Raw genomic sequence first — 12,696 nt, 5'->3', positions numbered from 1 at the left:
GAGGTCTATGCGTTGCCAGAGACGGGGATGAAGCTGCGCGGCAACTTCGCGAATGTGGACCTGGATGCGCTGGTCGACAACCGGGTCGTGCGGACCTGGCTTTATTTCGGCATGTTCTGGCTGATGGTGACGCCATCCGTCGGCGTTCTGATCTCGAGCACCTTCAACTATCCCGACTATCTTGGATCGGGAAACCTAGAGCTCACCTTCGGCCGGCTGCGCCCGGTCCACGTCAACGGTGTCATCTTCGGCGCCTTCTCGACGCTTTTCATCGGCCTTTGCTATTATCTCGTGCCGCGTCTGTCGGGGGTGCGGGTGATATGGTCGGAGTGGTCGATTCTTCTCGCATGGGTCTGGAACGTCGCAACGCTTGCCGGTTTGGTCGGCTTGCTGTTTGGCGACAGTGACGGTTTGGAAGCCGGAGAGCTTCCGCTCTATGCGAAGGTCGCATTCTTCATCGTAGTGGCTGTTGCTACCGCGCAATTCCTGATCACGATCAGTCGAAGGCTCGAGCCGGCGATCTATGTCGCGCTATGGTACTTGATCGCCACTTTCGTGTGGACGACGATGAACTTCGTGCTTGGAAGCTTCATCCTGCCGTACACGATCTCGGGCATCAACAGCGCCGCCTTCCATGGCCTCTATCTCCACTACATCGTCGGGCTGTGGCTAACGCCCGCGGGCTACGTGATCATCTACTATTTCCTGCCGATCAGCGCGCGAAATCCGCTCTATGCCCATAAGCTCTCGCTGGTCGGCTTCTGGTCCCTGGCATTGTTCTACCCGTTCGTCGGCATCCACCATTACCTCTACAGCCCGATCGCGGACTGGGCCGAGACCTTGGCCGTGGTCACGTCGATGCTGCTGATCATTCCGGTGTGGACGGTGCTGGTGAACTTCTTCGGCACCATGATGGGCAAGTGGCATGAGTTCGGCAGGAACCTGCCGGCGAAGTTCCTGATCATGGGCTCGCTCATGTATCTCGTCGGATGCTTCCAGGGCTCCACCGAGGCGCTGCGGCAGCTGCAGCAGCCGACCCATTTCACCGATTTCGTCATCTCGCATTCGCATCTCACCGTGTTCGGCACCTTCGTCGTCTGGGCGATGGGGGGTCTCGTCTATACTTGGCCGCGGCTGTTCGGGCGCGAACTCTGGTCCTTCAAGCTCGGCAACTGGTCGTTCTGGCTGATCACCGTCGGCATCACGACCATGGGCCTGGTCCTCACAGCGGGCGGGCTGCAGCAGGGTTATCAATGGATGAATGGGGTCGAATGGCTCGACTCGCTCGTCTGGGTGAAGCCCTACTGGCTGGCGCGGACCCTGGCAGGCATCAGCATGGATATCGGTATGTCGCTGCTGGTGGTGAATCTGATGCTGACCGCACTGACCAGCCCGGCGGCTGAGGCGCGACGCGTCCGCGGGCCGGTGGAGGCGCCTATCCCGGCCCCGGCCGGAGGGCCCGCGCAGTGAACGTTCGCTTCTTCGCGCTGTTCGCCGGCGTCTTCTGCATCACCCTTGCGGTGATCACGCAGGGCGTGCTGCCCTTCGTGGAGCCGTCCTCGCGAACTACGCGCGTGACTTCGGTGGTGCGCACGGATTTCGGCCAGCTGAAATGGACGGTTTCAGAGGCGACGGACTACACCGAGCAGCAGCGTCGCGGCCGCAACATTTACCTGCGCGAAGGCTGCTGGTACTGCCATTCGCAATTCGTGCGGCCGGTGACCGGCGAGATCCGCCGCTGGGGACCGGTCAGCGAGGCGGGCGAATACGCCTATGACGTGCCGCACCTGTTAGGCACACGCCGGATCGGGCCGGACCTGACGCGCGTCGGCCTGAAATACAGCGACGAATGGCACCTGGCGCACTTCTACAATCCACGGATGCTGGTGCCGGACTCGATAATGGCGCCATATCGCGGCCTCTTCCAGGAACCCGATGCAGCCGTCCGTATCGTTGACGACGGCACTGGCAATCGGACCCTGGAAAGGACAGAGGTCACCCAAGGCCTGTTCGACTTCGACAGCCAGCAAGCGATCCAGCTGACGCCGAATGCATATGGGTTGCTGTTCGTGCCGCTGAAGGCGCGCGAAAGAAAGCCGATCATCCTGACGCCGAACGACGAATACACAGGAGAAACCGTCAGCATCGCGGCGGAGACGGAATCGGTGGCGGCGCTCGTTTCCTATGTCCAGAAGCTCGGCACGAACCGGGGTAAATGGCGCGATCTTTTCGAGCCGCAGAGCCTGGAGGTCATGGATGCGACGATGCCGCGCTCCGAGGAATGGATTGCCTATGGCAAGGAAGTCTATGAGCGCCGCTGCATCGGTTGCCACGGTGCCAAAGGCGACGGCAACGGGCCGGCCGCCACCTTTATGTTTAACCAGCGGCCCAGGGACTTCACGTCAGCAGTCTTCAAGTTCAGGTTGACAAAGGAGCCCCTGCCCACGGACGGCGACATGCTGCGCACCATTACTCGCGGCATCCGCGGCACGGCAATGCCCCCTTGGTACGAACTGCCGCTGAACGATCGGCTGGCGGTGATCCAATACATCAAGTATGAACTAGCGGTTGACCGTTCCGACCCCGCCAGTCCTTACGCTTTCTTCGTCGAGGAACCGCCTGGCCCACCGTTGTATATCGGGCGCCCGCCGACCCCGTCGCAGATGATGCTGGACCGTGGCAAGGAGGTTTGGCAGGTGGCGAAGTGCTGGGAGTGCCACGGCCAAGGTGGCAAGGGCGACGGCGAGAAGGCTGCCGGCCTCAAGGATGATCTCGGGTTCGCCACCGTGCCGGCCGACCTCACCAGCGGCCAGTTCAAGTCTGGCCCGGCCGTCGAAGACATCTTCCGGACGATAACTACGGGCCTCAGCGGCACGCCGATGCCGTCCTATCGGGATTCCTTTCCGGACGAGGACCGGTGGGCGCTTTCCTATTTCGTGGTGGCGCTTTCCGCCTATAAAGACCCGCTCTCGCTGCAGCCGCTCTCGATCAAGAAGGAGGCCCGCGCGGCGCTGAACGATCTGGAACTGGTCGCTGACAAGCCTGAGCGAGCCTATGTGCCCGATCCGTCGGTGCCGGCGTCCGGCCCGCCAGCGCCGCCTGGCGAGGAACAGGGGCCCGCAGGAGGATAGCCATGCTCGGTTTTGAAGTTACCGGACCCTATGCGGGCGCCATGATGATGAGCCTGGCGGCCCTGTTCTTGTTCATCTGGGGTGTCCTATCCGGCGCGTTGAGCGGCACCGACAAAGCCGCCAACGGGTTTTTTGAAAGGGAAATGGAAAATGAGCGATCTGCAGAGCAGCGATCCGGAGAGCCCGACGCATCCGGAACTGGAAGTGCGTCAAAGCTCGCACCCTGAACTGGAAGACTATGCCGGCGGCCTGATACAGGCGCGTGTGGGATTCATTCCCATATGGCTTCTCGTCGTCTACTGCCTGCTGTTCGCCTGGGGGCTGTATTACATGTATGTCTATTGGGGCGGGCTCGGTCCCGGCCGTCTGTTCTAAGAAGACTGTCGCAAGGCTGGTAAGGCAGGAGTGATGGAGATGTTGGTAGCCAGAATTCTTCTTGGGGTCGCCGCATTGAACCTCATTTTCCTGGCCTTCGAGGTGACGACAAACGTGCTTCGTCTTTATTTCGGCTAACATAGGAGCAGCGGATGCTACAGGACACCGTTTTCAAGCTCGCTGACGTTGGCTTGCCGCAGATGCTCGGCTTCCTCATCTATGGCGGCTGCACCGTCGGCTTTATCATCTATCTTGTCTATCTTGTGCGGCAATAGCGGCGCGGACGCGGTGCTGCGAAAAACGCCAATGATCTACTACCTCGTGATCTTCGCCGCTGGATTTGCAGGCAGCTTTCATTGCATCGGCATGTGCGGCGGCTTTGCCTGCGCACTGGGTCGCGATCAGCGAGGCGGAGGCGCAACGATCCTTCGCCACCTGCTCTATAATACCGGCCGATTGACAACCTATTGCTTTCTGGGCGGGCTCGCGGGTGCGATCGGTCAGGTCATCTGCACCACGCAAGGTCTAACGGCGGCGCCGCTCTTGAACGGCTCCCTAGACATCGCCCAACGAATTCTCGCGACCGTCGCTGGCCTGCTCATGATTGCCATGGCGTTGCAGTTCTTCGGCTTGCTGCAGGTCTTTCATCGCCTTGCGATCGGATTTGGCGGCAGCACATTTGCATTGTCCCTGCGCGGTCTGTTGGCCGCTCGGAGCAGCGCCGCACCGCTCGCCTTTGGCGTTTTCAACGGCTTCCTGCCATGTCCCCTAGTCTATGCCTTCGCCGCCCAGGCGGCGAGCACCGCCGGAGCGCTTCCCGGGTTTCTCGTCATGGCATGGTTCGGACTGGGAACCTTCCCCGCGATGTTGATGATGGGCGGCGTTGGCCGGATGCTCGGGCCAGCCTGGCGACGGCGCGGCGTGCGGCTGGCTGGTGGCTTTATTCTTTTGCTCGGTCTCATCACGCTCGGCCGTGGTCTCCTGCCTTCCGACGCGCATATCGGCCTTGCCTGGCTGGGCGGACATCCCGCATGACTGAGCATGGCGATATCCTCTGTAGCCATTGTTCGCTGCCCGTCGGCCTGCGCCCGATGGAGCGCAGGCTCAACGGTGAGGCTTGCGCGTTCTGCTGCTACGGCTGTTGCATCGCCTTTCAGGTGAAGAGCGGCAGACACGAAGAGTGGGAAGCCGCTTGGCTTCTGATCCAGCTCGGCGTGGGAGGCTTTCTCTCCATGAATATCATGATGTTCAGCCTCCTCCTCTATTCGGACGCGTTCACCGGCGTCGATGCGGGCGTGCTGCCGTGGATTCACCTTTTGCTCTGGATCTTCGCGACGCCGGCGGTGGTGATTCTCGGCGGGCCCTATCTGCGCGAAATGTGGCTCAATGGCATTCAGGGACGAGTGACGTCGTCGGCACTCATCGTGCTTGGCGTCGCTGCCGCTTACCTCTATTCGGCATTTGCCGTGTTCGAGGGCAGCACGCATGTCTATTTCGACACCGCCGTGATGGTACTGATGCTATTCACCGTTGGCCGCTATCTCGAGGCTGTTGGCCGCGCCAGGGCGGCGCGCGACCTCGAACCTCTTCTGGCCGCAGAAAGCGAGAGCGCGACCGTGGTCGATGGCGCGGCAGAGATCCGCCGTCCTGTGCGGGAGGTGTCGGCCGGCATGCTGGTGCGGGTCCGGCCAGGCGAGCGCATTCCGGTCGACGGCGTGGTTGTCGAGGGGGAATCGAACACCGATGAAGCCGTGATTACCGGAGAAAGCCGGCAAGTGACAAAGGGCGCCGGCTCCAAGGTGATTGCCGGCAGTATCAATATCGACGGCCCGCTCCTGATCCAAAGCAGCGGTGAAGGAACTGCAACCCGCTGGGCGCGGATTTGCCGGTCGGTGCGCGAAGCGCTGAGCCGTCGCAGTCCAACCCAGCGCCTTGCCGATCGGATCGTTGGCGTGTCCGTGCCGCTCGTCCTCGCCCTCGGCGGGCTGACGATCGTTTACTGGGCGCAGTCATTGCCGTTCGATGGGGCGTTGCTGATTGGCCTCTCGGTACTGGTGGTTGCTTGTCCTTGTGCCGTCGGCCTCGCTGCTCCGATGGCGACATCACTCGGCATCGGCCGGCTGGCGCGGCACGGCTGCCTCGTCCGCGACCCCGGCGTGCTCGAGACCCTCGCGCGTGTCCGGCTGCTCGCCTTCGACAAGACCGGCACTCTGACGGCGGGCAAAGCGCGTCTCGTCGGCGTCAACTGCGAGGGGGTCGGCATCGACGAAGTACTGGCGCGCGCCGCCGGTCTGGAGCGCCTTTCCGAGCATGGTCTGGCGCGGGCCATCGCGGCAGCCGCCGCTCAGCGGGGCATCACGCCGCTCGTCACCCGCGATGTCCGGACGGTTCCCGGCCGTGGCGTCCGCGGCAGTGCCGAAGGCCGGCCCGTGGCGGCAGGGAACGGCAGACTGATAAATGATCTGGGCTGGCCGCTTCCCCCGTCGCTGGCCGAGCGTGCGCGGTCGCTGGAGGCGAGCGGTCATTCGGTGGTCTATCTCGGTTGGGGCGAGCAGGTTCACGCCGTGCTGTCACTCGATGATTCACCGCTTCCCGAGGCGCAGGCCGCGATCGCGGCCCTGCGTGAGCGCGGGCTCGACGCCACCCTGTTGACCGGCGACTTGGCGCAAGCGGCGGAGCGGATCGCGGCCCTGGTCGGGATCAAGGACATCCAAGCGGGCCTTTCGCCGGAGGCCAAACGGCTGGCCCTGGATCGGCTCCGCCATGACCACGGTTCGGTGGCGATGGTCGGCGATGGACTGAATGACGGGCCGGTCCTGGCCGCCGCAGATGTCGGTATCGCCGTCGGCTCCGCCACCGATCTCGCCCGCGAGACTGCGGCGCTCGTGCTGCCTGCTGACGGATTGTGGATGCTGCCCTGGATCGTCGACGTGGCCCGCGCGGTCCGCAGGACCATTTTGACCAACCTTATGTGGGCGTTCGGCTACAACCTCGTCGCCCTGACCTTCGCAGCATTCGGACTTTTGCAGCCGATCCTTGCGGCGGCGGTCATGGCCGGCTCGAGCATCCTCGTGGTGGTGAATTCGCTGCGGCTGGAGCGGCTGCCCGATCCTGTTCCAGCGCTGATCCCGGAGCAACGATTCGGTACCAAGGCGGAGCGTACCCAGCATGGTGCCGGCATTTCCGCAATGGCCGGCCCGGCCGTCGAGCGGAGTTGAGTTTCGTTTCAGCCAAAAACGTCGTGCGTGAACGCGTCATACCAGCCTTCCGCCGCGCGCGCAGCCTGCCGGCGGACCTCGGAGCTTTCCTCGACCTTGCTGATGAAGCTAATGACGCTCTTGAGCTTCCCGTCGACGGGCTTGAAGCTGATGGCGTTGCTGAATGCATCGTCCGGGGCGAGATAGGTGTAGCAGGTGTTGAACAAATGCGCCGGGAAACGCGCTGATCCGGTGAGATCGGCCGCGATGGCAAAGGCGCAGGCTTTGGCCTGGCTGTTGGCGCAGAAGGCGGATTTCGGCATATCCCAGCCGATGATCGCGTCGCCGACCAGATGGACACCGGGCTGCAGCGCCGATTCGAAGGTGACCGGATCAACCGGACACCAGCCCGACTGATTGGCGAGCCCTGCCTGCTGCGCCAAGCGCCCGGCCATTTGCGCCGGGATGACATTGGCCACCGCGGCCTTGAATGTTGCTCCCTCGGTGATCACCGACCGGGTCTTCGCGTCGATCGCCGTGACCCCGCCAGTGAACTGGGCCGGTAGCCATTCGATCATTCCCGGATAGTGGCGGTTCCAAGCGTCCTGGAACAGGTCCTGCGCGTTGAAGCTGTCTTTCGCATCGACGATCAGAATTTTGGCCTTGGGTTTGCGGCGCTGGAAATAGGATGCGACGAGCGAAGCGCGCTCGTAGGGGGCGGGCGGGCAGCGAAACGGATTCGGCGGAGCAACGAGCACGAACAGCCCGCCGTCCTCCATACTTTCCAGTTGCTGGCGCAACAGCCTGGTTTGCTGCCCTGCATTCCAGGCGTGCGGCATGATCTCCATCGCCGCTTCGTCATAGCCCTTAAGCGCCCGATCCCTGAATGCGATGCCTGGCGCAACAACGAGACGGTCGTAGCTGAGCTTCGACCCGTTGTTCAGCGCAACGGATTTCGCCGCGGGGTGAATAGCCGCGGCGGACTCATGAATGACGGTGATGCCATATTGTTTTGCCAGCGCTTCATAACCGTGACTGAGCGATTCGAACGGGCGCAGCCCGGCGAGATAGAGATTGCTGAAGAAACAGGTCGCGTAGCTCTGCCGCGGTTCAACCAGGGTCACTTCGATAGCCGTGGCGGTGGCGGCGAGATATTTGGCGACCGTTGCGCCGCCGATGCCGCCGCCGATCACGACGACACGCGCCTTGGCCTGACCCCGGGCCTTCGGCTGGTTGAGCGCCGTTAGCAACGCTGCTCCGGTGAGGCGGCCGAACTCGCGACGCGTCCAGGATTTCATGGCGCGTTACTTTCCCTGCGCTGCGACATAGCGCGCGACGCTCGCGATCTCCTCGTCGTTGAGCGACAGCGCGATAGCGTGCATGATGTGATTTGGACTCTCGCTCGCCCGGTAGGCAAGCAGGGCGTTGGTGAGCCTCTCCTCACCAAGCCCGATGATGCTGGGAATGACTGTGCCGCCGCCATCGAGGCGATGGCAGGACGCACAGGTCGCGGCGAGTTGAGCGCCTTGATCCGCCTCCGCCGCCGCGCCGGATTGGCTGACGAGCAGCACGAGGCCCGTGGCAATCGCAGATCTCGCGACGGGGCGCATGCTGAATACCCGTCTGCTTCGGAGTTTTCGGGTCACGCTCCTGCCCAGCTCTTCACATCAATTCGCGCAGCTGAATTGCGCAACCACCTCAACCGACCGTGAGCTGGTGCGACAACGCAAAGACGGCACCGCCATCTTCTTCCCAAACGAAATCGAGCCGGCCGCTCTCCGTCGCGCGCAAGGAAAATTCGAAGAACGGGTTGGCCGAAATCGCCTCGTGGAGATCGACACTGAACACCACGGTTTCGTTGTAGCGGCAGACAAACTTGTTGATGATCTTGCGCGGGATCACATTGCCTTGATCATCATCGCGCAGCCCTGTTTCCATCTCATGGCTGATGATGGTCTTGACCTGAAAAATCTCTCCCTTCGCCGCGGCGCTCGGCACGATCACGCGTGGTGTCGGGGTGGTCACTGTCTCGCTCCGATCTCAGGCACAGCCATCCGTGGCGACACGGACCCACGTCGTGGTCATCAGCAAATTGCCGTCATTCATTTCGGCAACAGCGATGACATGTTGCGGTCTGGCTAGACGGATGCGTGTCGACACGCGAGGTAGACTGCGTTGGGGGACGAAATGGAAACTGGCGACTTCGATAAGCGGGTTCCGCGGCGCGAACACGCGCATTTGCCTCACATGGTCGGCCTCAGTCATTGGGCTGTCGATGTAAAGGCTCATGGGCACGGTATAGCCGGTCGGGAAGTCCGTTGGCATTATCAGGTGCAGGCGATCCGACACGGTGGCCGTCCGTCCGGTGAGCTGTTCGACGAGATCCAGCGCTTCATCGTTCGCGCGCGCGCTCTGCAGCGAGAAGAGGGAAACCCCGGCAAACCCTACACTCCCGGCGATCAAGACCTCGCGGCGCGTCAAGCTCATCGTCCCGGTCTCCAAACCCTGCCACTCTTTAGGCCACTCCAAGAACACATCGGCGGCGGCGGGCGGCGCACTCGGACACATCAGTGCGGCTGCTTCTACCAAATTTAGCACCGACAACCGCTGGGAGCAATCTCGGGGAAGTTGGACACAGGACTGCGAACTCGGGTTAACGGGCTTTAGGGATTGCGGTTGATCTGATTCCATGGGGCTTCGTCGATCTCGACAAGGGCCATGGCCGCATCGGAGGAGCGCACCGTCACCGTCTCGCGCGAGACTGGCTGGCTCGAAGGCCAGCGCCGCTTTCTCGGCGAACTGCGCCTGCCAGACGCCACAACCATCGTGCGCGTCAGCTCGCGCATCGGGCTGAAGGACAAAAGCCGCTTCGACACGCGATACTTTATCGCCTCCGCCGAACTGACGGCCGAACGGGCCGCTCATGCCGTGCGCGGCCACTGGCTGGTCGAGAACGCTTTGCACTGGACCCTCGACGTCGTCTTCAACGACGACCAGTCGCGTCTCAGAAAAGGCTACGGCGCTCTCAACATGGCGATCGTGCGCCATTTCGCTCTCAACCTCGTCAGAGCCGTCAGCGACAAGCGCTCCATCAAACTCAGACGCAAAAAGGCAGGGTGGAGCACTGACTATCTCGCCGCAATCCTCGGCGAACTACGCCGTTAACCTGGATTCGGAGCCCTGAAGTTGTACATGAGAGCCGCGCGCTTGCCGCACCGCGATGACATCCTCAACCTCGCCTGAACGCGGCTGTGGCCCTCATTCGATAACTCTTGGCGTTTCGGTCTAAGAGACCAAGGTCCGCCTTCCAGCTGACTTCAGACGATACATAGCCGGCCTAAACGGACTGCAGCTATCCACTCTTCTGCGACCTTCCCTCGCCGATTTTTAGGAGGTCAATCGGAAAGAGCAACGAGCGCCAATTCCGGACCAACATCGACCCTGTCGGTCGCCTCTCCGACCCGTTGGCCGGCCTTCGTGTTGCTTCGCTGCAAGGACCACACAGGGGGTTAGCGGTTCGACGTCGCTGCGGGCGAACATAGTAGAACGGGGTCGGCCGATCATAATCAAAGATCTGACCGTCATCGAGCTTTCCTGAAAGACAAAGGTCGCTTGGACGTGGGTGCGAGATTGGCATTTTCCAGTGTCGCTCGCGATGCCGTACGCAGAGGTCCAACTTTGTTTTTCGTTCTTGACGATCGATGATCATCGGCAGCGGTCCCGTGAAACTCATCAAAAGTGTCGCGCTTCTCGCCATTCCCGGCTGCGGCCGGTAAAGCGCCGCGCCCTGGACTTATTCTCGACGGAAAAACGCCTCGAAGGGCCCGGCAACCGACCGATTGGGAACAATCTTACCTGTTTCAAGGTTGGGGATGCGCAAGGGACTGCTCTACGGAATCATTGTCCAGATGAAACGCCATTTTCGGATTCTTGTCGGTGCCACGGTCGGCCTCACATTGACACCTGCTCCGCTTCCCGCACTTTCGCGCGACGCCCAGCCGCTCGCGGCACCCGTCATTCTGGCCCAAGCCCAGTCGTCCGAAGAGGAAGAGCTGCTGCGCAGGAACAAGAGAAAGGGGGCCAAACGCGACGAGCAGCGGACTCCCCAGGCAGAAAGGCCGGCGCAGCGCGAGCGGGCCAAGCGGCCTGCGGCGCGGGAGCGCGAAGCCATCAAACGGCGTGCCGCCGAACCTGAGCCCGCGATCACCGAGGAACGCCAGAAGCGGCGCAAGGAGCGCGAAACCGTCAAACGGCGTGCCGCCGAACCCGAGCCGGCGATCACCGAGGAACGCCAGAAGCGGCGCAAGGAGCGCGAAGCCGTCAAACGGCGTGCCGCCGAACCCGAGCCGGCGATCACCGAGGAACGCCAGAAGCGGCGCAAGGAGCGCGAAGCCGTCAAACGGCGTACCGCCGAACCCGAGCCCGCGATCACCGAGGAACGCCAGAAGCGGCGCAAGGAGCGCGAGGCCGCCAGACGGCCTGCCGCCGAACCCGAGCCGGCGATCACCGAGGAACGTCAGAGGCGGCGCAAGGAGCGCGAGGCCGCCAGACAGCGCAACGCCGAACCCGAGCCGGCGATCAGCGAGGAGCGCGTGAAGCGGCGCAAGGAGCGCGAAGCCGCCAGACAGCGCAACGCCGAACCCGAGCCGGCGATCACCGAGGAGCGCGTGAAGCGGCGCAAGGAGCGCGAAGCGGCGATGCGTCGTCCCGAAAACGCCGCCAGGCTCTTCGACAGCGCCAAGGAAAAGCCGGTGAGGCGCAAGCCGGGCGGCGCCGAGCCGGATCAGCCCGCTCGGGCCAGAGCCGAGCGGCTGCCCGAAAGCGACGCCGCGGCGCAGGCGCGAGCCTCGAGAGATCCAGTGCAAATCGGCTCCGTCATCTCCGAGGAAGGCCGCCGCATCGAACGCCCGCGCAGGGAGCGTCCCGAGGTTCCGGAGGGCGCAGAACTCGTGCGCGAGGTCAACAACCGCTTCATCTTCCGAACCGACAACACCTATTTCATCGAGCGGCCTCGCGAGGAGCGCTTCATCAACGACGCGCGCGAGGTCTACTACGAGGAACTGCCGCGCAGCCGGCAGCGCGAGGTTGTGGTCCGTCCCGACGGGACGCGGATCGTCACGATCCGCAACCGCTGGGGAGATGTCGTCCGCCGTGTGAAGATCCTGCCCGACGATCGCGAGATCGTCCTCGTCTATGTCGAAGACGACTATTACGACGAGGTGCTGGAATGGCGCGATCCCGGCCTCGACCTGCCGCCCCTCGACCTCGACATTCCGGTTCGCGACTACATACTGGACGCGGAATGGGTTGAGGACCCCGAAGACTATTATACATTCCTCGACCAGCCGCCGGTCGAGCAGGTGGAGCGCACCTACTCGCTTGACGAGGTCCGGCGTTCGGCGCGCATCCGCGACAAGGTCAGGCGCATCGATCTCGATATCATCAATTTCGAGTTCGGCTCGGCCCAGATCCCGGAGAGCGAGATCGGCAAGCTCGAAGGCGTCGCCGAGGCCATGCAGCGCCTGCTCAAGGAGAACCCGGGCGAGACCTTCCTGATCGAGGGTCACACCGATGCGGTCGGGGCGGAGGTGGCGAACCTGGCGCTGTCGGACCAGCGGGCCGAGGCGGTGGCGACCGCGCTGACCAACGTCTTCGACATAGCGCCCGAGAACATGGAGACGCAGGGCTATGGCGAGCAGTACCTGAAGGTTGAAACCCAGGAGCCCGAACGCGAGAACCGGCGCGTCGCGATCCGCCGCATCACGCCGCTGGTCGCACCCGTGGCGAGCTCCGAATAGGCCCCACCCTTGTTTTGAGCCTGCCGGGAAGGTAGCGCCAGGCTCAGCGTATCGAGCGGGCCAAATAGACGACACGCATCCAGCCCGGTCAAGATCCGCTTCCGCCACCTGTTGCGATATTGAGGTCGAAATCGAGTAACAACTGGGTTGAGTCAAGCCCTGCCCTGCTTGAGTGAACCGGATTAATTGACGCCG

The 12,696-nt window shown here is 62.9% G+C and carries 11 protein-coding genes and 1 pseudogene; 8 read left to right on the top strand and 4 right to left on the bottom strand.

Annotated elements, in window-relative coordinates; all coding sequences use genetic code 11:
* Positions 1-27 precede the first annotated feature (27 nt).
* The 6 genes from ACWTU8_RS22930 (at position 28) to ACWTU8_RS22905 (ending at position 6,724) form a co-directional block, all read left to right on the top strand.
* The gene (locus tag ACWTU8_RS22930) at positions 28-1,470 is read left to right on the top strand and encodes a cbb3-type cytochrome c oxidase subunit I (RefSeq protein WP_455849942.1); all 1,443 of its coding nucleotides are present in this window, start codon (positions 28-30) and stop codon (positions 1,468-1,470) included.
* Positions 1,467-3,131, top strand: coding sequence for a cbb3-type cytochrome c oxidase subunit II (locus ACWTU8_RS22925; protein ID WP_455849941.1), 1,665 nt, complete (start codon positions 1,467-1,469; stop codon positions 3,129-3,131). The genes ACWTU8_RS22930 and ACWTU8_RS22925 overlap by 4 nt, the downstream gene beginning before the upstream one ends.
* Positions 3,132-3,281: 150 nt before the next feature.
* The gene (locus ACWTU8_RS22920) at positions 3,282-3,506 is read left to right on the top strand and encodes a hypothetical protein (RefSeq protein WP_065007038.1); all 225 of its coding nucleotides are present in this window, start codon (positions 3,282-3,284) and stop codon (positions 3,504-3,506) included.
* A gap of 152 nt (positions 3,507-3,658) precedes the next feature.
* Positions 3,659-3,781 carry a hypothetical protein gene (locus tag ACWTU8_RS22915; RefSeq protein WP_281409489.1) on the top strand — a complete coding sequence of 41 codons (123 nt, stop codon included), beginning with the start codon at positions 3,659-3,661 and terminating at the stop codon, positions 3,779-3,781.
* A gap of 31 nt (positions 3,782-3,812) precedes the next feature.
* A complete protein-coding gene (locus ACWTU8_RS22910) occupies positions 3,813-4,541 on the top strand; it encodes a sulfite exporter TauE/SafE family protein (RefSeq protein ID WP_455850031.1) in 729 nt (242 codons plus the stop codon).
* Between the two features lie 56 nt (positions 4,542-4,597).
* Complete coding sequence (locus ACWTU8_RS22905; protein ID WP_455850030.1) at positions 4,598-6,724, top strand: heavy metal translocating P-type ATPase; 2,127 nt, start codon at positions 4,598-4,600, stop codon at positions 6,722-6,724.
* An 8-nt stretch (positions 6,725-6,732) separates the two neighbouring features.
* Here the strand turns inward: ACWTU8_RS22905 and ACWTU8_RS22900 are convergent, their stop codons facing one another.
* From ACWTU8_RS22900 to ACWTU8_RS22885, 4 genes are all read right to left on the bottom strand, one after another.
* Entirely contained in the window at positions 6,733-8,001 is a 1,269-nt protein-coding gene (locus ACWTU8_RS22900) for an NAD(P)/FAD-dependent oxidoreductase (protein WP_455849940.1), read from the bottom strand.
* 6 nt (positions 8,002-8,007) lie between these two features.
* Positions 8,008-8,313 (bottom strand): c-type cytochrome, encoded by a 306-nt coding sequence (locus ACWTU8_RS22895; RefSeq protein WP_455849939.1) that lies wholly within the window; start codon positions 8,311-8,313, stop codon positions 8,008-8,010.
* Between the two features lie 88 nt (positions 8,314-8,401).
* The gene (gene soxZ / locus ACWTU8_RS22890) at positions 8,402-8,704 is read right to left on the bottom strand and encodes a thiosulfate oxidation carrier complex protein SoxZ (protein WP_455850029.1); all 303 of its coding nucleotides are present in this window, start codon (positions 8,702-8,704) and stop codon (positions 8,402-8,404) included.
* Between the two features lie 39 nt (positions 8,705-8,743).
* Positions 8,744-9,190, bottom strand: coding sequence for a thiosulfate oxidation carrier protein SoxY (locus ACWTU8_RS22885; protein WP_455849938.1), 447 nt, complete (start codon positions 9,188-9,190; stop codon positions 8,744-8,746).
* A 215-nt stretch (positions 9,191-9,405) separates the two neighbouring features.
* Between ACWTU8_RS22885 and ACWTU8_RS22880 the strand changes: the two are divergent.
* Positions 9,406-9,868, top strand: a pseudogene (locus ACWTU8_RS22880) (ISAs1 family transposase); the annotation flags it as partial.
* A gap of 743 nt (positions 9,869-10,611) precedes the next feature.
* Complete coding sequence (locus tag ACWTU8_RS22875; protein WP_455849937.1) at positions 10,612-12,501, top strand: OmpA family protein; 1,890 nt, start codon at positions 10,612-10,614, stop codon at positions 12,499-12,501.
* The last annotated feature ends 195 nt before the right edge of the window (positions 12,502-12,696 follow it).

This window comes from Mesorhizobium sp. BHbdii, from assembly GCF_053848045.1.
The sequence above is the reverse complement of the archived record's forward strand: the minus strand, read 5'-3'. Positions and strand labels throughout refer to the sequence as shown.